Origin of the sequence: Stenotrophomonas sp. PE591 (assembly GCF_018320795.1) — a bacterium.
Classification (GTDB): domain Bacteria; phylum Pseudomonadota; class Gammaproteobacteria; order Xanthomonadales; family Xanthomonadaceae; genus Stenotrophomonas; species Stenotrophomonas maltophilia.
This window is the reverse complement of sequence record NZ_JAAOKO010000013.1, coordinates 18,905-41,292: the sequence shown is the minus strand read 5'-3', so window position 1 is coordinate 41,292 and position 22,388 is coordinate 18,905. Positions and strand designations below refer to the sequence as shown.

Annotated in this window: 16 protein-coding genes; 8 read left to right on the top strand and 8 right to left on the bottom strand. The window is 65.4% G+C overall.

Annotation, left to right across the window (positions count from 1 at the left end; genetic code table 11):
* Positions 1-61 precede the first annotated feature (61 nt).
* From JLDANKMP_RS21115 to JLDANKMP_RS21095, 5 genes are all read left to right on the top strand, one after another.
* A complete protein-coding gene (locus tag JLDANKMP_RS21115; protein WP_249337032.1) occupies positions 62-1,366 on the top strand; it encodes a TolC family protein in 1,305 nt (434 codons plus the stop codon).
* Positions 1,363-2,859 (top strand): efflux RND transporter periplasmic adaptor subunit, encoded by a 1,497-nt coding sequence (locus tag JLDANKMP_RS22420; RefSeq protein WP_041863412.1) that lies wholly within the window; start codon positions 1,363-1,365, stop codon positions 2,857-2,859. Before JLDANKMP_RS21115 ends, JLDANKMP_RS22420 begins: the two co-directional genes overlap by 4 nt.
* Entirely contained in the window at positions 2,856-6,017 is a 3,162-nt protein-coding gene (locus JLDANKMP_RS21105; RefSeq protein ID WP_212562034.1) for a CusA/CzcA family heavy metal efflux RND transporter, read from the top strand. Before JLDANKMP_RS22420 ends, JLDANKMP_RS21105 begins: the two co-directional genes overlap by 4 nt.
* A 45-nt stretch (positions 6,018-6,062) precedes the next feature.
* On the top strand, positions 6,063-6,419 hold the full coding sequence (locus JLDANKMP_RS21100) for a hypothetical protein (protein WP_141098700.1): 357 nt from the start codon (positions 6,063-6,065) through the stop codon (positions 6,417-6,419).
* 119 nt (positions 6,420-6,538) lie between these two features.
* Positions 6,539-6,913 (top strand): copper-binding protein, encoded by a 375-nt coding sequence (locus tag JLDANKMP_RS21095; RefSeq protein WP_198408824.1) that lies wholly within the window; start codon positions 6,539-6,541, stop codon positions 6,911-6,913.
* A 371-nt stretch (positions 6,914-7,284) separates the two neighbouring features.
* Here the strand turns inward: JLDANKMP_RS21095 and lspA are convergent, their stop codons facing one another.
* The 6 genes from lspA to JLDANKMP_RS21065 form a co-directional block, all read right to left on the bottom strand.
* Positions 7,285-7,794 carry a signal peptidase II gene (gene lspA, locus JLDANKMP_RS21090; RefSeq protein ID WP_232503945.1) on the bottom strand — a complete coding sequence of 170 codons (510 nt, stop codon included), beginning with the start codon at positions 7,792-7,794 and terminating at the stop codon, positions 7,285-7,287.
* The gene (locus tag JLDANKMP_RS21085) at positions 7,787-8,971 is read right to left on the bottom strand and encodes a sodium:proton exchanger (RefSeq protein WP_197593451.1); all 1,185 of its coding nucleotides are present in this window, start codon (positions 8,969-8,971) and stop codon (positions 7,787-7,789) included. The genes lspA and JLDANKMP_RS21085 overlap by 8 nt, the downstream gene beginning before the upstream one ends.
* 85 nt (positions 8,972-9,056) lie before the next feature.
* A complete protein-coding gene (locus tag JLDANKMP_RS21080) occupies positions 9,057-9,377 on the bottom strand; it encodes a P-II family nitrogen regulator (RefSeq protein ID WP_041863417.1) in 321 nt (106 codons plus the stop codon).
* The gene (locus JLDANKMP_RS21075; RefSeq protein WP_212562033.1) at positions 9,377-12,502 is read right to left on the bottom strand and encodes a CusA/CzcA family heavy metal efflux RND transporter; all 3,126 of its coding nucleotides are present in this window, start codon (positions 12,500-12,502) and stop codon (positions 9,377-9,379) included. The genes JLDANKMP_RS21080 and JLDANKMP_RS21075 overlap by 1 nt, the downstream gene beginning before the upstream one ends.
* A gap of 37 nt (positions 12,503-12,539) precedes the next feature.
* Positions 12,540-13,673, bottom strand: coding sequence for an efflux RND transporter periplasmic adaptor subunit (locus JLDANKMP_RS21070; protein ID WP_212562032.1), 1,134 nt, complete (start codon positions 13,671-13,673; stop codon positions 12,540-12,542).
* Between the two features lie 53 nt (positions 13,674-13,726).
* A complete protein-coding gene (locus JLDANKMP_RS21065; RefSeq protein ID WP_158454139.1) occupies positions 13,727-15,004 on the bottom strand; it encodes a TolC family protein in 1,278 nt (425 codons plus the stop codon).
* A gap of 298 nt (positions 15,005-15,302) precedes the next feature.
* Between JLDANKMP_RS21065 and JLDANKMP_RS21060 the strand changes: the two genes are divergently transcribed.
* The gene (locus JLDANKMP_RS21060) at positions 15,303-15,470 is read left to right on the top strand and encodes a hypothetical protein (RefSeq protein ID WP_158454140.1); all 168 of its coding nucleotides are present in this window, start codon (positions 15,303-15,305) and stop codon (positions 15,468-15,470) included.
* Between the two features lie 237 nt (positions 15,471-15,707).
* Here JLDANKMP_RS21060 and JLDANKMP_RS21055 read toward each other — a convergent pair whose 3' ends face one another.
* Both JLDANKMP_RS21055 and JLDANKMP_RS21050 read right to left on the bottom strand, forming a co-directional pair.
* On the bottom strand, positions 15,708-18,104 hold the full coding sequence (locus tag JLDANKMP_RS21055; RefSeq protein WP_041863421.1) for a heavy metal translocating P-type ATPase: 2,397 nt from the start codon (positions 18,102-18,104) through the stop codon (positions 15,708-15,710).
* Positions 18,101-20,071, bottom strand: coding sequence for a cytochrome c/FTR1 family iron permease (locus JLDANKMP_RS21050; RefSeq protein WP_041863422.1), 1,971 nt, complete (start codon positions 20,069-20,071; stop codon positions 18,101-18,103). The genes JLDANKMP_RS21055 and JLDANKMP_RS21050 overlap by 4 nt, the downstream gene beginning before the upstream one ends.
* Before the next feature lie 188 nt (positions 20,072-20,259).
* On the opposite strand from JLDANKMP_RS21050, the gene JLDANKMP_RS21045 reads away from it, so the two are divergent.
* A complete protein-coding gene (locus JLDANKMP_RS21045) occupies positions 20,260-20,700 on the top strand; it encodes a helix-turn-helix domain-containing protein (RefSeq protein WP_014647116.1) in 441 nt (146 codons plus the stop codon).
* A gap of 31 nt (positions 20,701-20,731) precedes the next feature.
* A complete protein-coding gene (locus JLDANKMP_RS21040; protein WP_087948692.1) occupies positions 20,732-22,384 on the top strand; it encodes an NAD+ synthase in 1,653 nt (550 codons plus the stop codon).
* Positions 22,385-22,388: the final 4 nt, after the last annotated feature.

Here is a 22,388-nt window from a genome sequence, read left to right as displayed (position 1 = left end):
CGACCTATTCCCGCGCTGACGATTTCGGCGGCGCGCTCGTCGTTGCACGTTCGGAGGTTTCATGACCTTTCCATTCTCACTGCACCGCCAGTGCAGAACTCGTCGTTGGCCTGCGTGGATGCTGGCCATCGGTTTCATGGTCACCCCTGCCTGGTCCATCGCGGCTGGCATCTCTTTCAATGACGCGCAGCGCCTGGCGGCCGAGCGCGCTCCCTTGCTCAAGGCGCGCCAGTCACAAATTGCGGCGACCCAGGAAGAAGCTGTCCGCGCCGCTGCCTTGCCCGATCCCAAGCTGACGCTGGGCCTCACCAACTGGCCGGTCACCGGCGCCGACGCGTTCGATTTTCGTGCCGACGACATGACCATGAAGCAGATCGGCGTGATGCAGGCGTTCCCGGCTCGCGCCAAACGCCAAGCGCGTCAGGCCGTAGCCGATCGCGGGATCGAGCAAGCCGAGGCGCTGTCGGTGGCCGAACAGTTGGCGGTTCAGCGAGGCACGGCCGAGGCCTGGATTGCCCTGTGGGCTGCTCAGCGCGAAGTTGCTGCGCTGCAGACCCTGCGGGAACCGGCCTCCATCGCCGTCCACGCCGCCAAGGGGCGTTTGACGGGTGCCACTGGCACGGTGACCGACACCCTGGCCACGCAAGCGGCGGCGCTGGAATTGGAGAATCGGATTGATGCCGCGCTGGCCGCGTTGGAAGCCGCTCGCGCTGGCTTGGCGCGGTGGCTTGGCGTGGATCCTGTCGATGTGGAAGCCGAGGATGCACCGCCCGAGTTGACGGAACTGCCTGTCGATCCGGCCACGCTGCTGGCCTCGATCGACAGCCAAGGGCCGCTGCTGCCATGGCGCTCGCGCGAAGCCCTGGCTGAAGCGGAAGTCGACGCTGCCATCGCCGAGAAGCGGCCCGATTGGAGCCTCGGCGTGACCTATGGGCAACGTGACCGGATGCCGAACGGTGTTTCCCGTAGCGACATGCTGATGGTCGAGTTCGCCATCGACCTGCCGCTGTTTCCGCGCAATCGGCAGGACCGCGGCGTGGCGGCGCGGCGTGCCGAGTTGGATGCGGTGGCCGCCGAACGCGAAGATGCCCGCCGCGTCCAGACCGAAGCCGTACGCCGCACCTTGGCCGACTGGCAGGGCCTACAACGCCAGGTGGCCCGCAAGGAAACCCAATCTCTTCCGCTGGCCCATGACCGCGCGAAGAGCGCGCTAGCGGCCTACGCCGGTGGCGGTGACCTGCAACCGTGGCTGGAAGCGCGTCGCGACGAAATTGCATTGCATATCGAACACGCCCGCCACTTGGGCGAACTCGGCCGCGCCTGGGCAGCGTTGGCCTATTTGCTGCCCGAGGAGAGCACACCATGACGTCCACGACGACCCGTTTAATGCTGGCGACTGCCGCGGTTGCACTGCTGGCCATAGGTCTCGGCACCGGCTATTGGTGGGCGCAGCGTCGCGTCGGTCCAGACATGAAGCCGATGACTGCCGCGCCGATGGCGAGTCAGAGCGAGCGCAAGGTGCTGTACTGGTACGACCCGATGGTGCCGGACCAGCACTTCGACAAGGCCGGCAAGTCGCCCTTCATGGACATGCAGTTGGTGCCCAAGTACGCCGACGAAGTTGCCGGCGGCGGCGTGCGCATCGACGCCGGACTGCAGCAGAGCGTCGGCATTCGCACCGCGCCCGTCGAAGTCAGTCGCCTGGCGTCCACGGTGCGCGTGCCGGGCACACTGACCTGGGACCTGCGTCAGGAATCGGTAGTCAGCGCCCGTGTCGAAGGGATCGTGAGCCGGGTGCAGGTGAAAGCTCCGTACACGAAGGTCGCGCGTGGCCAGCCGCTGGCGGCGTTGCTGGCACCGAGTTGGAGCAGTGCCCTGGCCGAGGCCCAGGCGCTGCGCCAGGCGCAGTCGACTTCGGCGCGGGAGCTGCAGTCTGCCGCCCAGCAACGCCTGCGCGTGTTGGGCGTGCCGAGTGGCATGGCCCGCGACGGCAGCGTGACGCTGAGTGCACCCAGTAATGGTGTCGTCACCGAAGTGCTCGCCCGCGAAGGCCAGACGGTGATGCCAGGCACACCGCTGTTCCGCGTCAACGGCATCGACACCCTGTGGCTGGAAGCCGCGATTCCGCAGGCCAGCGCCACGTCCCTGCACCCCGGCACATCGGTGGAAGCCATCGTCAGCGCCATACCCGGCCAGACCTTCGCCGGGGAAGTCGAAGCGCTGTTGCCGCTGGTCGATATCGCCAGCCGCACGCAGCGGGCGCGCATCGTGCTGCGCAATCCTGACGGTGTGTTGGCGCCGGGCATGTTCGCCGAAGTGACGTTGCAACCGCAGGCCGGCACGGCAGTTCCGCTGGTGCCGACCGAGGCACTGATCGCGACCGGTGCCGACAGTCGCGTCATCGTGCAGGACGCCAGCGGCGGCTTCCGTCCGGTGCGCGTCTCGACGGGGCGCAGTAGCAACGGTCGCACCGAAGTCCTGACCGGACTCAAGGGGGGCGAGCATGTCGTGGTCTCCGGTCAATTTCTGATCGATTCCGAGGCCAGTCTGTCCGGCGCACTGGAACGTCTGGGGGCACCGGAAACCGCGTCGCCGGCAGTGCCCATGAAAGCACTATCGCCGAGTAGCGCGCCGGAAATCGTCCCAACATCGACGCCGGCAAAGCCCGCTGCTGTCGCACCGCCGCGCTCGTGCCCGGTGCAGTACTGGTATGACCCGATGAAGCCGGGCCAGCACTTCGACCAGCCCGGCAAATCGCCCTTCATGGACATGCAACTGGTGCCGAAATTCGGACCGGGTGCGGCGCCCGACTGCACCATCCGCGATGTGCCGTTGGCAAGCCCGGAGAAGCAGCCATGATCGCCCGCCTGATCCACGCCTGCATCGCCAACCGTGTGCTGGTGCTGATGGCAGCCGTGCTGCTCGTCATCGCCGGCGTGTGGTCGGTGCGACACACGCCACTGGACGCGCTGCCGGACCTGTCCGACACGCAGGTGATCATCCGCACGCAGTGGCTGGGGCAGACTCCACGCATCGTCGAGGACCAGGTCACCTATCCGCTGGCGACGACGATGCTGTCGGTGCCGGGCGTCAAGGCGGTGCGTGGCTTTTCGTTCTTTGGTGATTCCTTCGTCTACATCCTGTTCGATGACGCCACCGACCTTTATTGGGCGCGCTCGCGCGTGCTGGAGTACCTGAGTCAGGTGCGCGACCGGCTGCCGCAAGGCGTGAGTCCCGCACTCGGCCCGGACGCCACCGGGCTGGGCTGGATTTACCAGTACGCGCTGGTCGATCGCACCGGCCAGCATGATCTTGGCCAGCTGCGCGCCCTGCAGGACTGGTTCCTGCGCTACGAGCTCAAGACCATCCCCGACGTGGCCGAGGTCGCCAGCATCGGCGGCGCGGTACGCGCCTGGCAGATCGCGCCTGATCCGCAGGCGTTGGCCGCCCGCGGCCTCACCGTGGCGCAGCTGGTCGACGCCGTTGATGCGGCTAATGGCGCCACCGGGGGTTCGGTAATCGAACAGGGCGAAGCCGAGCTGATGGTGCGCAGCGAAGGTTATCTGCACAGCCAGGCCGCGTTCGAGCAGGTGCCGATTGTCAGCACGACCGAGGGCGTGCCGGTGCTGCTCGGCGAGGTCGCGACCATCGCTCGCGGCCCGACCTTCCGCCGTGGCATCGCCGAATTGGACGGCGAAGGTGAAGTCGCCGGTGGCGTGATCGTGCTGCGCACCGGCAAGGATGCGCTGACCGCAATCGAGAACGTCAAGACACGATTGAAGGATTTGCAGGCCAACTTGCCCAAAGGCGTGGAGATCGTGCCGGTTTACGACCGCTCCGAACTGATCCACGAAGCCGTGCGCAACCTTACCCACAAGCTCGGTGAGGAGTTCCTGGTCGTGGCTCTGGTATGTGCACTGTTCCTCTGGCACCTGCGCTCGGCGCTGGTGGCGGTGATCACGTTGCCGCTGGGTGTGCTGGCCGCGTTCATCGTCATGCGCTACCAGGGCATCACCGCCAACCTGCTGTCGCTGGGCGGCATCGCGATCGCCATCGGTGCCATGGTCGATGCGGCCGTCGTCATGATCGAGAACGCGCACAAGCACCTGGAGCATTGGCGCGAGGAACACGGCGATGAACCACAAGGCGAAGCGCGCTGGCGGCTGATGGCGCAGTCCGCCGCTGAAGTCGGCCCCGCGTTGTTCGCCAGCCTGCTGGTGATCACGCTCTCGTTTATTCCGGTGTTCGCGTTGCAGGCGCAGGAAGGTCGGCTGTTCTCACCATTGGCCTACACCAAGACCTACGCGATGGCCGCCGCTGCCGTCCTGTCGGTGACGCTGATTCCGGTGTTGATGGGCTACTTGATCCGGGGCCGCATCCGCCCGGAGCAGCAGAACCCCATCAACCGGGTGCTGATCGCCGGTTACCGGCCGGTGCTGGACTGGGTACTGCGGCATCCGCGCCTGACCTTGGGGTTGAGCGGCGCGCTGTTGCTACTGACCGTGATTCCGTACACGCGCCTGGGCAGCGAGTTCATGCCGCCGCTGGAGGAAGGCACGTTGCTGTACATGCCCACGGCGCTGCCGGGCCTGTCGGCGGACAAGGCCCGGCAACTGCTGCAACTGTCCGACCGCATGATCAAGACCGTGCCCGAGGTCGCGCACGTGTTCGGCAAGGCTGGTAGAGCCGAGACAGCTACCGATCCGGCACCGATCGAGATGTTCGAGACCACGGTGACGTTCAAACCTCGCGACCAGTGGCGGCCGGGGATGACGCCGGACAAGTTGCGCGCCGAACTCGATGCTGCAGTGAAGGTGCCGGGGCTGACCAACCTGTGGGTGCCCCCGATCCGCAATCGCGTCGACATGCTCGCCACCGGCATCAAGAGCCCGATTGGCATCAAGGTATCGGGGCCGGACATCGGCGTGATTGAGCAGCTCAGCAGCGACGTCGAACGCGTGGCCAAGACCGTGCCGGGCGTGCGTTCCGCGCTGGCCGAGCGCGTCACTGGCGGGCGCTATGTCGACGTGCACATCCGCCCGGGGATTGCAGCACGCTACGGCCTGAGCCAAGCCGAATTGCAGACGCTCATCGCGACCGTGGTCGGCGGTGATCCGATCGGCGAGACGATCGAAGGCCGCGAGCGTTACCCGATCGTGCTGCGTTACCCGCGTGGACAACGCGACTCGCTGGATGCGCTGGTACAGCTGCCACTGGTCGCACCCGGTGGCGTGCAGCTCACCCTGGGCCAGGTAGCCGACGTGTCGTTGAGCCCCGGGCCACCCATGCTCAAAAGCGACAACGGCCGCCTGGTCGGGTACATCTATGTCGACGTTGCTGGCCGCGACCTCGGATCGGTGGTCGCCGACTTGCAACGCGCTGTTGCCGTGCAGGTGAAGCTGCCACCGGGTTACGGCATCGCCTGGTCGGGTCAGTACGAGTACCTGCAGCGCGCCTTGGCCCGGTTGCAGTGGGTGGTACCGGCCGCACTGGCCATCATCTTTCTGGTCATCTGGCTGGTTTTCCGGCGCTTCGGCGAGGTCGCGATCATCCTGCTCACCCTGCCGTTGGCGCTGGTCGGCGGGCTGTGGCTCATCTGGATGCTGGGTCATGCCGTGTCGATCGCAACGATGATCGGTTTCATCGGGCTCGGCGGGGTCGCCGCCGAGTTCGGCGTGATCATGCTGCTGTACCTGCGCCACGCTTGGGAACGGCATCTGGCCGCGGGCGAACCGGCCACGGTCGCCACGCTGGAAGCCGCAATCCGCGAAGGCGCGGTGCTTCGCGTGCGCCCCAAAGCCATGACCGTCGCCGTGATCTTCGCCGGCCTGTTCCCGTTGTTCATCGGCGCCGGCGCCGGCTCAGAGGTCATGCAGCGCATCGCCGCGCCGATGCTCGGCGGCATGGTGACCGCGCCCCTGTTGTCGATGCTCGTCATTCCGGCCGCGTTCCGCCTGCTGCGCGGGCGCGCTCTGTCTCGAACTTCGTCTGCCGTATCGGTGGACACCGCGACGTGAGCGGCGCATTGGGTTCGCTCACTTGACAACTTTAGGAGATTCATCATGAAACGTCATTTCGTTACCGCTATCTTGACTGCCGCCCTCGGAATGTTGAGTGCTTGCACCACCACGACCGCCGCGCACCGTCTGGGCTCGGTCAAGACCGTGTCCGACCACACCCTGCAGTTGTGCTTCGATCCACAGGCAGTACCGCCGGTCGCCGGCCAGCAGGTTCAACTGGTACGCCGCCAGCAATTCGGCAACCCGAAGTTCCCGCCGACCTTCCGCGAACGCCCCGTCGGCACAGCACGGATCGATGCCGACGTAGCTGGGCGCTGCGTGGCCGCTACGTTGGTCGAAGGCAAGGCGCGCCGCTTCGATGAGGTATATCCGCTATCGGCCGACCGTAAGCCGCATTGAAGCAGCACCACCGGAACCAACGACGGCAGTCCGATTGCGCTGCCGTCGCACCAACCTGCAATCGAACTACGCAACTACCGAAGGAGAACCGTATGAAAATGACCCTATTCGTTTCCGCATTGACTACGCTGCTGTTGGCGGCCTGCTCGCAGGCACCCAGCGGTGACACCGCTATGCAAGGAACCGACAACACGCCCATGCCAGCTGCGGAGCACGCGCCAATGGCCGACCAGGCAAAACCGGCCACTGGCGACATGGCGCAATCGGCCAAGACGGCATCGGCTACGGGTACTGTCGAAGCCGTCGATGCGGCCGCTGGCAAGATCACCATCGCCCACGGCCCGGTGGACGCGCTGGGTTGGCCGGCGATGACGATGGGCTTCAAGGCCACACCTGAACAAATCGCCTCGGTACAGGCGGGTCAGAAGGTACATTTCGAGTTCCAGGCACAGGCCATGGAAGCGACGATCACCCAGATCATGCCAGCCCAGTAAGCTGAATCCCAGCGGCGCATGGTGGCCATGTATCGCCATGCGTCGCACTGGCCGTTGCCGTTGGGTCGGCTAGTCGCGCGTTATGAAATTGCGCCCGAACGGGCCTTACGTCGTGCCTCTCGTGCGTCGCGAGAATTCCCGCACCTCCCTGGATGACATCAGGGCGCCGATGAGGATCTCGGCGCAATTCACATCACACCTCGCGCTAGACAACAACGATGTGGGCGATTTTCCGGAACCTTACGAAAACGAATTGGTTTTGGCTTCGTAGCGTGGTTAGCCGCCCGGCCCGCCACCGATGGTGACCAGGTCGAGCATCAAGCTTGCGTCCACTATTCGTTCTCGTTGAATGAACCACGCGACAAGCCGTTCTAGCCGCGCCGACAGATGCCTTGCAACATCAGAATTACTGCACCGGTGACGATGGCGACATCGGCTAGGTTGAATGCGGGCCAGTACCAGTCGCGCCAATGCCACTGGATGAAATCCACCACGTGCCCGCGCAGGATGCGATCCACCGCATTGCCCAAGGCGCCGCCGATAACAAGGGCGTAGGCAAGCGCCGGCGGCCATGCATGACGTGGCAGCTTGGTGAGCCAACGCGTCAACAGCGCGGCGACCGCCAGCGCCAGGAACGTCAGGACATGGCGTTGCCAGCCGCCGGCCGAGCTGAGGAAGCTGAAGGCGGCGCCCGTGTTGTAGGAGCGGTACCAGTTCCACCAGGGGTCGACCACGGGCACCGCGATGTGCTCCGGCAACGCGGTCAGCACCCAATACTTGGTCAGATGATCGACCGCCAATACGATGGCGGACACACCGAGCCACGGCAGTGCGCTCGGCATTCGCGGCGCGCGGCCCTGCGCGGTGTGTATCTCACGCATGATTGCGCTCTCGGGCCGGCCACGCCGCTCGCAGCAGCGCGGGAACGCGCCCGGCGTCACGCGCCAAGAGCATGCTCGCCAACGCCAGATAGAGCCAGGCGATGGCCGTCAGCACGAAGATTTCCCGCTCGGGGTTGGATTGGTAGAAGAACGCCAGCATCAGCTGCCCGACGAACAGCACCGCCAGCGCCACGGCGCCAACCAGGCTCAGTCGCATGCGCACCAGCAATGCCAGCGCGAACATCGACTGAGCGGCGGTCAGGAAGAATTCCTCGTGCTGGCGTGCGCCCAATGGCAATGAGGTCAACTCGCCGGCGCCAATGCTCATGGCAATCGGCAACATGCCTACCAGCAAGGTCCACTGGTTGATCTTGTCGCTGATCATGGTCGTCAGGCCCGCACGGGCACGGCCGTCCAGGACGAACAGGATCGCGATGGTGACCGCCGGCGCTTCGCTGGCCAGCGGCGCCAGCCACTGGATCAACAGGAACTCGTCCATCCCCAGGCGCCGGCCGGAAGCCACCAGCGATTCGGCGAAGGGTTCGGCCGCCAGCAGGATCACGCCTGCGGCCACCACGCCCATCAGCACCATCACCGTCCAGCGCTTGCCGGGCGAGAACCGCGCGATCACGGCTCCCGGGCCCGGTTCTTCGTCTTCTTCCTCTTCTTCGTTCTCCGTCTTTGATGTGCGCCACAGGTACAGGAAGAACAAGGCACCCAGCACGACGAAATCGAACAGGCCGATGCGATCCTTCAGGATGATGACGAAGGCATACGCGCTCGCCAACGCAAGGAAGACGATTTCGACCGAATTTTCGACCTGCAACGCAATCCCGCGTTGCCGCGAGCGCCACCAGTGCAACCCCACCAGCAGCGGCCAGGCAAGCCCGATCAACAGCCGATTGGCACCGGTCATGTTGGCGGCGGCGTAGGCCACATACCCGGACGCCGGATCTTGGCCCGCGCGGTAGGCGTAGTAGAAGTCCACCGCGTATTCGGGGAGCACCGTAATAAGTGCGACCACCGCCAGCACGAAGCTGGTGGCGATGTACTTCTCGGCAGCCTCCGCGCCCCACGACAGCAGGAAGCCGGAGGCCAGAATCGCCATGCCGAACAGCGCCATGTCGCCCAGGGCGCCGACGCTGCTCCCGGACACGCGCAGGTACAGCGCGGGCACGACGGCCAGTGCTGCCAGCCCCACTGGAACCAAGAATTCTCGGACTGCGCTGTGTGTTTGCATGACGTGCCAGCTCCCTTGGGTCCTACGCGGTGCCGTCGATGGGGAATGCTTGCTCCACCGGGCTGATATAGACCCAGCCCGCGTCCGGTCGCCCCGTCCGCCCGACACGGCGGAAGATTTCCACGGCCCGAGCCACGTCCTCATCCTTGCAGAACAGCTCCATCTGCACCTCATTGATCACCTGGTCGCCGAACTCGACCGAATACTCCTGCTCGCGCGCACTCAAGGCGCGCAGCAGTCCCTTCACGTCGAACAGGCTCAGGCGCTGGAAGCCGGCGGCTTCCAGCGCGTGGATCAGGTCGGAAACCCGGTTGCGGTGCACGAACGCCTTGATCTGTTTCATCACACGGTCTCCTGCGGGTTGGATCCGGCCGCCTTGCGTTCGGCGCGGGTTTCGAGCCAATCATACAGCACCGGCAACAGCACAAGCGTCAACAGCGTCGAACTGATCAGGCCACCCACCACCACGGTCGCCAGCGGACGCTGCGTTTCCGCGCCTACGCCGGTGGACAGCAGCATGGGCACCAGGCCGAGAATGGCGACGCTGGCGGTCATCAGCACCGGCCGCAGGCGCAGCGCGGTGCCCTGTACCACCGCTTCGCGGACCGACAAGCCCTTGTCGCGCAGCTCGTTGAGGAAGCTCACCAGCACAATGCCGTTGAGCATGGCCACGCCGAACACGGCGATGAAACCGATGGCCGAGGGCACCGACAGGTACTGTCCGGTGACCGCCAGAGCGATCAGGCCGCCGATGGTGGCGAACGGCACGTTTGCGATGATCAGCGTGGCGTACTTGACCGAGTTGAACGCGGTGTAGAGCAGCACGAAGATGAAGAAGATCGTGACCGGCACGATCAACGCCAACTTGGCTAGCGCCCGTTGCTGGTTCTCGAAGGCGCCGCCCCATTCGATCCAGTAGCCGGGAGGCAAGTGCACCTGCTGCTTGATCGCCGCGTTGGCGTCCTTCACGAAGCCATCGACATCGCGACCGCGCACGTCCATCTGGATCACCGCGTAGCGCTGCAACTGCTCGCGGCGGACGAACGAATAGCCTTCGGCGATGCTGATCTCCGCCACGCGTGACAGGGGCACCAGCGCACCGGAAGCCGTTCGCAGGGGAATGTGACGCACGGATTCAACGGACACGCGGGCGCTGTCGTCGAGGCGCACGGCAATATCGAAGCGCTTGACGCCGTCCAACAGTACGCTGACCGGTTCGCCGCCCAGCCCATTGCGCACGATCGTCAGCACGTCCTCGGCATTCAGCCCATACAACGCCAACTCGTCCCGGTTGACCTGGATGCGGATCTGCGGCTTGCCGAGATTGGCTTCAAGGGCAAGGTCGGCGACGCCCGGCACCGTGGCAAGGGTGCTCTTGAGGCGCCCGCTAAGCTTGTCGAGTTCGCGCAGATCCTCACCGTAGAGCTTTAGGGCAAGCGTGGCGCGCACGCCGGAAATGAGCTCTTCCACGCGCATCTGGATCGGTTGGGTGTAGCTCGGCACTACATTGGGCACCACCTTCTCCAGCGTTTCCTGCATCGCCGCTTCCAGCTCTTTGATATTCCGACCGGTGGTCCACTCGTCCTCCGGCTTGAGGGCGGTGTAGATCTCCATGTAGTTGACGTCGGCGGTGTCGCCCTTCTCGGCACGACCGATCATGGAGAGGGTGGTTTCCACTTCCGGGAATTGCTTGAAGGCTGCGGCGATGGTGTTGCTGGTGCGGATCGATTCGTTCAGCGAGGTCGATGGAATGCCGGTCACGCGCCACATGATCGAGCCTTCCTGCAGCTGTGGCATGAACTCCTTGCCCAGGAACGGGAACAGCGCCAGGCTCACGATCAGGGCTGCCACCGCACTGATCACCACCGTCCGCTTTTTGGCCAGGGCCTTGTCCAGCAATGGCCGGTAGATGCACTTGATCCGGGCGACCAGCCAGGTGTCGCGCTCCTCCTTGGGCTTGAGGATCATCGACGCCAGCACCGGAATCAGGGTCAGGCTCAGGATCAGCGAGCCGGCCATGGCGAAGGCGATGTTGAACGCCATCGGCTTGAACATCTTGCCTTCGAGGCCTTCCAGCGCAAACAGCGGCAGGAACACCACGATAATGATGATGATGGCAAAGGCGATCGGGTTGGCGACTTCCTTCGCCGCCGCCAGCACTGCCGAAGTTCTGTCGACCTTCTCGCCGTGTTCGAGGCGTTCGGCCATGATCCGGAACGCGTTTTCCACCATCACCACCGCGCCATCGACCATCATGCCGATGCCAATGGCCAAGCCGGCCAGCGACATCAGGTTGGCCGATAGTCCGGCTTGGCCCATGCCGATGAAAGCGATCAACATCGCCAGCGGCAGGGTAACGATCACCACCAGCGCCGAGCGCACCTCGCCCAGGAACAGGAACAGGATGATCGCGACCAGGATGGAGCCTTCGATCAGCGCCCGCACGGCGGTTTCCACCGCCTTGTTGACCAGGTCGGTGCGCTCGTAGATGGGGCGCAGCACCATGGTCTTGGGCAGCGCCGCCCGAACGACCTCCAGCTTGCCCTTGACGGCTTCGACGACGTTTTTTGCGTTCTCGCCGATGCGGGCCAGTGCCTGGCCCATGACGACCTCTTGGCCATCACGGGTCACGGCACCGAAGCGCGGTGCAGGGGCCTCCGTTACGCGGGCCACGTCGCGCAGGTACACCGGAACGCCGTCTTCGGACTTCAGCACGATGGCGCCAATGTCCTCGACCGACTTCAGCAAGCCCAGGCCACGGACGAGGAATTGCTCGCGGCCGACATCCATGACATTGCCGCCGACCTGGCCGTTATTGGCGGGGATGGCGTTGATGACATCGCTGAAGCCCAGGTGGCGTGCATACAAGCGCTGAGGATCGATCTGTACCTGGAACTGGCGCTCGCCGCCGCCCCAGGAACTCACGTCGTCCACGCCAGGCGCGGTGCGCAGGATCAGGCGCACCGTCCACTCCTGCCAGGTGCGCAGGTCCATGTCGGTGACCTGTTCCTTGCTGACACCCGGGGCGCGCTCGACCGTGTACCAGTACACCTGCCCCAGCCCGGACGTATTCGGGCCCATGCTTGGTTTCCCGTAGCCTTCTGGCAGGCGATCGCCGATTTCCTGCAGGCGTTCGTTGACCAGCTGACGGGCGAAGTAGATGTCCATGTCGTCCTTGAAATAGACCGACACGTACGACAGCCCGAACAGACTGACCGAACGGATTTCCTGCACCTTGGGCAAGCCGGCCAGCGCCGATTCCACCGGCGTGGTCAGCAACTGCTCGACATCCTCGGCCGCCAGGCCCGGGGATTCGGTGTAGACATTGACCTGGACCGGGGTGACGTCGGGAAACGCATCGATCGGCACGTTGCGCACGGCGCTGATGCCGAGGAAGGCCACCACCGCGAACACGATCAGGACCAGGAACTTGTAACGCAGGGACAGTTCGACCAGGCGATTCAGCATGGCGCGTTACCTCGCACCCTTGTGCGCAGTTCGCGGCTCATTCTTCTTCTCCCAACTGGGACTTGAGCATCTGCGACTTGAGCGCAAACGCGCCTGCGACCACCACCGTGTCGCCCGGCTTGAGACCGTCCCGGATCAGGGTCCGGTCGCCGATCACCTCGCCCGTGCGCACCGGCACCGGCTCCAGAGCACCTTCCGCGTTGCGGCGAAAGACGACGGTGTCACCGGCCAGTTGCACCAGTGCGTCGTTTGGCACGGCAACCTCCGTGGCGGCACGGCTGTCGGCCTGGGCGCTTCCCGTTGCCTCGAAGAACACATCGACGAAGTCACCGCTGTGCAGGCGATCGCCCTGGTTCGGCACCTTGATGCGCACGACGGCATTGCGCGTAGCGTCGGAGGTGCGGTGCGCGGCCTGCTGCACGGTACCGGCCAAGCGCTCGCCGTCAAAGAGCACCACCGCTTCCTGGCTAGGGCGGATGCGGTGTGCGGTACCCGCCTGCAGCTTGGCATCGACCCATACGACGGACTCATCGACCAGACGGAACAAGGCCTTGCCCGGTTCGATACGCTCACCGACGACGAAGTCGTCTTCGGTGATGCGGCCAGCATGCGGCGCGGTCAGCGTGAACTGGCCGTTGACGCCACCGCTGGCGGTGCCAGGCAGTCCGTAGGCCTGCGCCTTGGCCCGGGCGCGATCGACCGCGACCTTTGCTTCGGTAATGCGACGGCCGGCGACGGCTTCACGGCCAAGTGCTGAAACCCGGCGCCATTCCTGTTCGGCGATGCGCAGCTCGGCTTGCGCGTCGGAAACATCGACGCTTGTCAGTGTCGCCAGCGGCGCGCCGGCGCGGACTTCATCGCCGAGCTTGGCGTGCCGGCGCACGACCAGCGCCTCCACCTGGGGGGTGATCAAGGTCGTGCCATAGCCCGTATCCACCACTTCGCCCGGAGCGCGCAGTTCCTCGCTGAGCGCCGACGGCCGCAGTGTCTGCAAGCGGATGCCGGCGGCTTTCATCGCGGCATCGTCCATCTTCACCGAACTGGCGGCTTCTTCTTCACCGCCTTCGGCGTGGCCCTCACCACCCGCCTGTTCGGAATTCGCGGTTTCGGCCCCAGGCTTGGCCGCGCCTGCATCGGGGGATTTGGAACAAGCGGCCAGCGCCAGCAGCAATGCGGCGGTCAGCGGCAGGGTTAACAAACGCATGCGATCCATCGAAATCTCTCTCATGGGGTGCCTTCCATACCGGCCCAGCGTTCAAGCTGACCGGTGGCGGCGAGGTAGTCGGCATAGCTGCGCCACAGGCGCGCCTCAAGTTCGGCACCAGCGAGCTGGGTGTCAAGGGTCTGCTTGAGCTGCAACAGGTAATCGGCGGTGGACAGTTCGCCTTCCTGCCAGAGTTTCTCCAGCAAGCTGGCGCGGCGCTCCACATCGGTGCCCCTGCTACCTTGCCAGCGCGACCAGGCGGACTGCGCGGCACCGTAGCTGCCGATGGCGCGCTGACGATCCGCTGTCAGTTCCATTGTGGTGCGTTCAGCCACCGCTGCGGCCACATCGGCCTCGGCGGTGGCCGCCGCTACTTCGGCACGATATGAGTTGCGGACGAACAACGGAATGCTGATCGAGAAACCGACAATGTTGTCAGTCACCGGGCCGATGTCCTTGCGTCCGCCGCGAACGGCCAGTGTCGGGTTTGCTATGCGATCACGACGCGCCACCGTGACATCCCGCTCGGCAGCCAGCGCCGCCGCATGTGCGACCTGCCACTCCGGCAATTGCTCGACGCCTTCCGCAGGCGTAACAGGCGGTGGCAGGGTTTTGCTGGGCAAGAGTACGCTCGCAACCAATTCGGGGCTGCCGCCCACAGCCCGAAAGCGCGCTTCGGCTTCCCCGCGTTCTGCAATCAGCTGGGATTGCTCGGCTTGCGCTTCGTCGTGGGCGAGTTGAGCGAGATCCCGCTCGATTCCGGAAATGTCGTCGGCTGCGAACTGCTTTTCGGCCAGCATTGCAAATCGGGACACCAGTTCCAAACGGCGCTCGCCAGTACGGAACCGCTGTTGTGCCGATTGCAGATCAGCCCAACTGGCGAACCATTGTTTGACGAAATCGCGACGGTGCATTTGCGCTTCCGCCGTGGCCTGATCGACCCGCGCTGCGGCTGCATCACGGCGTACGCGGCGTTTGCCACTGATATCAAGCGTGAGGCTGAGTCCAGCAGTCGACGTACGTTCGTCGCCTTCTTCCTCGCGGGTCAGCTCGACTTCGGGGTTGTACAGCGGCTGTCCCGCTGCTGCCAGCCGTGCGCGAGCGGCAGCGAGTTGTGCTTCGGTGGCACGGTAACTGGGATGGCGCTGCCAGGCGGCCAGAAGCGCCGCGCGGAGGGGCGCCGGGGCCATGGCCCCGGGCGCTTGGGCGGCCCATGCCTGTCCTGCCAGCAAGCAGGCGAACAGCGCGATGGCCAGCCAGGCGACAGCGCGTCGGCGCGTCGAACGAACAAGGTGCATTGGAAGGATCCTCTGAATCGACAACATTCCTCGACGCTCCGCGCCGAGGGGGCAAACCACAGGCCGGTTAGGCGATCGGTGGCCTAAGTTCCAAACAAGACGTAATGCTGCGCCGCACGCCGGCGAGCAGTACCGCCACATCCTGCGGTGGGAGGGGGAAGCTGAAGAAGGTTTCGGGCGCCATAACGGCGGCGTGGTGGCAACTGCAGTGCGAACACCCGCCGGGCTCCTTCCTCGACGCACCCTCGCCATCGTCCGCTGGCACATTCACTACGGTCTCGAGCGAGGCCTTCGTACCATGGCCCAGATCAACGAAATCATGCCGGGTACACGCGGCGGCAGCGCCAATCTTCATGACGAAGATCAACAGCACCAGCACAACCAACCGCGCGGAAGTGCGCAAGCGCGCAAGCAAGGCACGGGACGCGGCGGACTTCAACCCTCCGGCATGGCCAGCAACAGGTGAGCTTTGAAATATCATTCAGGATGCCTGTCGCCTCGCCAAGCCTATAGCCGCAATGCGACCGCAATGGCGGCGTTGACGAACACGCCCGTGAGGGTTCAGTGGACGGCTACCTGAATCCCCAACACACTTAGATCCGTGCCCGCCCCCCAAAAGATAGCCGTGCACGAGCGCATGGAAGGTTTCAAAACAGGAGAAGAACTTAGCGACTTCCTTCGACCGTGTCATGGCGTCCTCCTCTCACTTGCGGGCCGAAGATAACTTCCGCAGCAAGCGCATGCCGTTGCCGACGACCAGCAGGCTCGCGCCCATGTCGGCAAACACCGCAGCCCACATCGTAGCCTGACCAGCTAAGGTGAGCACCAGGAACACCGCCTTGATGCCGAGCGCCAGAGCGATGTTCTGTGCCAAAACCCGGGCCGTGGCCTTCGACAGCCCGACGAAGGCGGGAATCTTGCGCAGGTCGTCGTCCATCAAGGCCACATCGGCGGTTTCGATGGCGGTGTCGGACCCGGCCGCGCCCATCGCAAAGCCGATATCAGCCCGCGCCAGCGCCGGGGCATCGTTGATGCCGTCGCCGACCATGCCGCTGGTGCCCTGTGCGGCGAGGGCTTCCATTTCCCGCAGCTTGTCTTCGGGCAGCAGGTTGCCCTGGGCCCGGTCGATGCCGACTTCGCGGGCGATGGCCTGCGCGGTGTGCGGATTGTCGCCAGTCAGCATCAGGGTCTTGACGCCGAGTGCGTGCAGTTCGGCAATGGCCTGTCGGCTGCTGTCCTTGACCGTGTCGGCCACGGCGAAGAGGGCCTGCACGCCATCGCTTGCCACCAGCGCCACGACGCTCTTGCCTTGTGTTTCCAAGCTGCTGAAATGCGCTTCCAACGCTGCCGAGCTGGCACCCAGCTCCTGCACCAGCCGATGGTTGCCCAAGTGGTAAAGCACACCTGCCACCTGGCCGCGTACGCCGCGGCCCGGCAAGGCGGCGAAGTCCTCGACTTCACGCACGGTCACCGCATCGTCCTGTCCCGCCACGGCAATGGCCTTGGAGACGGGGTGGTCGGAGCGAGCGGCCAAGCTGACCGCGACCGCGCGAGTCAGGCCTGGGTCCGCCTCGCCCCATGCGACGAAGTCGGTCTGCTTGGGTTTGCCGTGGGTGATCGTCCCGGTTTTGTCGAGCGCCAGCCATCGCAGCTTGCGACCATTCTCCAGGTACACGCCGCCCTTGATCAGGATGCCGTGCCGTGCCGCCGCGGCCAGTCCGCTGACGATGCTCACCGGGGTGGAGATCACCAGTGCGCAAGGACAGGCGATCACCAGCAGCACCAGCGCCCGGTAGGTCCATTCCAGCCACGCCGCGCCCATCAACAGGGGCGGCACTACCGCGACGCCGATGGCGACGGCAAACACCAGCGGGGTGTACCAGCGCGCAAACTGGTCGACGAAGCGCTGGGTGGGCGCACGATTGCCCTGCGCCGCCTCCACCGCGTGGATGATGCGCGCGAGGGTGGAATCATTGGCCGTGGCCGTGACCCGATATTCGAGCGAACCGGCTTCGTTGACGGTGCCGGCGAACACCAGATCGCCCTCGGCCTTTTCGACAGGAAGGCTCTCGCCGGTGATCGGCGCCTGGTTAATCGTGGAGCGGCCAAGGACCACCACGCCGTCCAGCGCGATGCGCTCGCCCGGCTTGACCCGCACCCGGCTATCGAGCGCGACCGTCTTGGCATCCGCCTCGACCCATCGGTTGCCGTCCTGCAGCACCGTGGCCCGTTCGGGCGCCAGGTCCATCAAGCCCCGGATCGCATTGCGCGCGCGATCCAGCGATCTGGCCTCGATCACCTCGGCCAGCGCGAACAGCACCATCACCATGGCCGCCTCCGGCCAATGGCCGATCAGCATCGCGCCGGTGACCGCGATCGACATCAGGGCGTTCATGTTGAGATTGCGGTTCTTCAGCGCAATCCAGCCCTTCTTGTAGGTCGACAGGCCGCCCGTACCGATCGCCACCAGCGCCAGTGCTATGACCAGCCACGCAGGGGCCCCGAGCCACGACATGACCTCGGCGAGCAGTGCCGCCGCGCCGGAAACGATCAACGGCCACCAGGCTGTCCGGGTCTGCACCGGTGCAGTCGAATCTGCGCTGCCGGCCGTGGCGACCGCTTCGGCCTCGAAGCCCAGCGACTTCAAGGCGGCTAGCACATCCGACAAGACACCGGTCGCGTGGCGGACGGTCAGGGTGCGTTGCACGAGATTGAAGGCCAGCGCGTCCACCCCCGGCATGCCACTCAACTTGCCGCGAATGAGGCTTTCCTCGGTGGGGCAATCCATGTTCGCGATATGCAGCGCCGTTTCAACGGCAGACGCCGTCGTCTCCAATGGCACCGCCTGCATGCCGATCGCCGCCAGCGCGTCTTCCACGGGGGCCAGCGCAGGCAACTGGTGAAGCACTGTCAGCGTGCGCTGCACCAGGTTGAACTGCAGGTCCGTCACGCCGGGCACTTGGCCGAGCTTGTTCCGGATCAGCGCCTCCTCGGCGGGGCAGTCCATGTTCGCGATGCGATAACGCATAACCTGGAGTGAAGGCGCCGGAAGTTGAGCCATGGTCGCCGAGTCACCACAGCTGTTGCAAGACGTGCTCATTGCGCGCGGTCTCCCTTGACGGCTTGCGGGGGCACGCGAGAGTTGCGCGCATTGTAATAAAAACTGCCGATAGCGATCACCGCCACGGCCAACTGCGCCAGCAGGGATTGCCAGGAGGGGTACACGCCCAGCCAATCGATACGCGGCGCGGCGACCAGCGCCTGACCGACCCAGCCAGCTTCCTGCAGCGCCGCGATGCCCTTGCCGACCAGCACGACGGCGAGCACGGCAATCAGGATCGAACTGATCGAGAAGAACTGGCCAATCGGCAGGCGCTTGCTCATGCGCAGCATCCAGTACGCCACCCCGGCCAACACGACGCTACCGGCGACCAGCCCACCCAGAATCGCGGTGCTGTTTTTCTGGTTCCACATCGCGATGAAGAACAGGATCGTCTCGAACACTTCGCGGTAGACCGCGACGAAGGCCAGCATGAACAGGAAGACCGCAGAGCGCCGGGTCAGCGCAGCCGAGACCTTGGCGTGCAGGTACTGCTGCCAACGCCCAGCCAGGCTTTTCTGGTGCATCCAGATGCCCACGCTGAGCAGCACCACTGCAGCGAACAACGCCGACACGCCTTCGGTGACCTCACGGTTGGCGCCGCTCACATCGACCAGATGGGTCGCGATGGCCCAGGTTGCCACACCCGCCAGCAACGCCCCGACCCAACCGGCGTGCACCGCCGGCAGGACCTCGCGACGTTCGGCCTTGCGCAGGAAGGCAATCATGCCGATCACGATCAACAACGCCTCGATCCCTTCGCGGAGCAGGATGGTAAAGCTGCCCAGGAACGCCGTGGTGCGATCGGTGTGCGCATCCCGCAAGACCGCCTCGGCGCGATCGAACAGCGCGCTCACCTCCGTCGCCTGCGCTGTCGCATCGGAGGCAGGAACGCGGCGGCCGATGGCATCGCGATAGCGCGCCATGGTGGTTTCGAGCCCACGCATCAGCGCGTTGTCCCGCGCGGCGAGTGTGGGCTCGACCGGTTCGACGCCATCCAGGTACGCCGACAAAGCCGCCGTCTTGGCCTGCCCGGCATCGCCCGCCTGATAGGCGCGGAGGCTCTCGGCCATCCGTTGCCGGGCCAGTGCGAGCGATTGGACTGCTGCCACGCCCGAAGCTGCGGTCTGGACGGCCTGCGGCTGCCCGCGCAGGTAAGCGATGATGGCCCGCGCCTGCGCGTCCTGACTGCCGGCGGCGATCAGATCCGCCTCGCTGGTGCGGGTCAGCGCTTCCAGCGTGGGAAGGCGCTGGTGCCAGGCCGGCGCGTCGCGCCACAGCGCTTCGCCCTCGGCCCGCATCTGCGGCGAATGCGACAAGCTGCCGACGTAGAACGCCAGCGCCCAGCGATCGGCTTCCGGCAGGGACGAGAAGCCGGTCATGGCCGTTCCCTGGATCCCTTGGGAAATCGCTTCGTACAAGGCGAAGGGACTGCGCTGGGCGGCGCGGGTGGCATCGGTGAAGGCAATGGGCGGCGGGTCCAAGCTCGCCGCAGCCGGCCCATCTCCGTGGCCGGCCGGACCGTGGCAGGCAGTGCATTGCGCGGCGTAGAGCTGCGCCCCCCGGGCCGGATCGGGCGGCGTCGCCGGCACGGCACCGACCGGGTAGTTGGCCAGCAGGCCGTCGGCCAGCCGATGCGCTAGATCGGCGACGTGCTTGGCGTCGGACTTAGACTCGACAGCGGTTACCAGCTGATCAGCTTGGGCGATCAGACCGGCCTGGCCGGGCGTCGACGGCAGTGCGGCCAATTGGGTTCGCACCGCCCCTGCAAATTCACGCATCTCCGCGTACTCGGCCTCGGACGCGACGCTGCCGGATTTCACGGCCGTGCCATAGTCGACGGCCACATAGTCCAGCAGCTGCCAGGTCTGGCGCGGGTTGACCGCGGACGGCGCGGTGGCGAAGGCTGGGAAGGACAGCCAAGCCAATAACGCGATCAGCAGGCAACGACAGAGGGAGTTGGTCACGGAGAGCGCCTAGGTGAAGGGCAATAAACGGCAATGGGAACCAGTTGCAACGGTGAGCGTACACCCCGTACCTGCTACGGAGTCAAGGGCAGGATTCCACGACAGGGCAACCTCCTCTCCCGTGCGCCATAGCCCCCGGAGGCCTCAAAGGGTAAAGTCCGTAGCAGCTATAGGGTCAAGAGGCGTCGATGAAGATTAGCGAAGCGGCCGAATCCAGCGGCTGCCATCTGGAAACCATTCGCTACTACGAGCGCGTGGGGCTGATGCCCAAACCGCGGCGAACCGCCAGCGGTTACCGCGAGTACCGCGATGACGAAGTGGACCTGCTGCGTTTCATCACCCGCAGCCGCGACCTCGGCTTCAGTCTGGATGAGATCCGCAGCCTGCTACGGCTGGAAAGCGACCGCACGCTCTCCTGCGGCGAGATCGATGCGATTGCCCGCGAGCATTTGACCGATATCCGCAGCAAGCTCCGCGAGCTCAATCGCATTGCCCGGGAATTGGACCGCACGATCAACGCATGCTCCGGAGGCGCCCGGGGCCAGTGCTCGATTCTGGCCACCTTGCGGGAGCCGATGCCGACCTCGCGGGTCAAAACGACAGACGTGCGTCGGAAGAGGTCGGCATGAACCGTCTGGTGATGCGATGCCTTGGTGGGAACTGCCCATGAGCCTGCGAATCGCATTGGTCCAGGCGGACTTTCCCGTCGGGGACATCGACGGCAACGCAGGGCGCATTGCCGAGCGGATCGCCGAGGCGCGCGATCGCTATCACGCCGACCTAGTGCTGTTTCCGGAACTCACGCTGAGCGGCTATCCGCCGGAGGATCTGCTGCTGCGGCGGCAGTTCCTGGCCGAATGCGCCGATGCCGTGCAGCGCATCGCCCAGGAAACAACCGGCATCGTCGCGGTCGTGGGGTGGCCGGAAGCGGCAGGCGCTGTCGTCTACAACGCGATCAGCATGTTGCGCGACGGCGCGGTGGCGGCCACTTACCGCAAGCGCGACTTACCCAATTACGCCGTCTTCGATGAGCGTCGGTACTTTGCGGTCGATCCGGACAGCGGGGCGTGCGTGTTCGAGCTTCAGGGCGTCACCGTGGGCTTGCTGATTTGCCAGGACCTGTGGGGGCTGGAACCGACGTTTGAAACCGCCGCAACCGGCGCGCAGCTGATTCTCGTCTCCAACGCCTCGCCCTTCGAGCGCGATAAACACGCGGAGCGGGACGCGCTGCTGTCTGAGCGCGCCCGCGACAATCAGGTCGCACTCGCTTACGTCAACCTCGTTGGCGGCCAGGATGCGGTCGTGTTCGACGGAGCCTCCTTGCTGGCCGATGCCGATGGCCAGGTGCATCCGGCGGCCATCGCCTTCGAGGAACATGTGCTGGTCGCCGATTTCGATCCGGCCTCACGCACGTTCACCCAGGTCTCCTGGCCAATCGACACCGACGTCGGCCGCGACGCTGTGGCCTGGCGCGCGATCGTGTGCGGGTTGCGCGACTACTGCCGCAAGAACGGCTTCGACCGGGTTTGGGTCGGCTTGTCGGGAGGACTGGATTCGGCGGTGGTGCTGGCGATGGCCGTGGATGCGCTGGGGAGCGACCGCGTCACCGCGGTGCGGTTGCCGTCGCGCTTCACCAGCGCGTTGAGCAACGACCTGGCGGCGGCGCAGTGCGCGACCTTGGGCGTGGCGATGCGGACGGTGCCGATCGACGCCCCGTTCCAGGGCTTTCTCGACACGCTGAGCGGGCTGTTCGCGGGTACGACGGTTGATGCGACCGAGGAAAACCTGCAGTCGCGCACGCGCGGTGCGGTGCTGATGGCGCTGAGCAACAAGCTCGGCGGATTGCTCCTGACCACCGGCAACAAGAGCGAGTACGCGGTCGGCTACACGACGATCTACGGCGACATGTGCGGCGGTTACGCCCCGCTCAAGGATGTCTACAAGACCGAGGTGAGTGCGTTGGCCCGCTGGCGCAATACCGTAGGCGGCGCGCCGGTCATCCCGCCCGAGGTGATCGCACGGCCGCCGACAGCGGAGCTGCGCGAGCACCAGACCGACCAGGACACCCTGCCGCCCTACGACGTGCTCGATGCGATCCTGTTCCGTCATATCGACCAGGAACAATCGCGCGAGGAACTCCTGGCGGCCGGATTCGCCGCCGCCGTGGTGGACCCGGTGCTGGACCTTGTGCGTCGCCACGAATGGAAGCGGCAGCAGGCGGCGCCGGGTCCGAAGATCTCGCGGCGTGCGTTTGGACGTGAACGACGCTATCCGATCACCAATGCCTATGCCCAGGCGCTCTCCACGCGGTGATCCC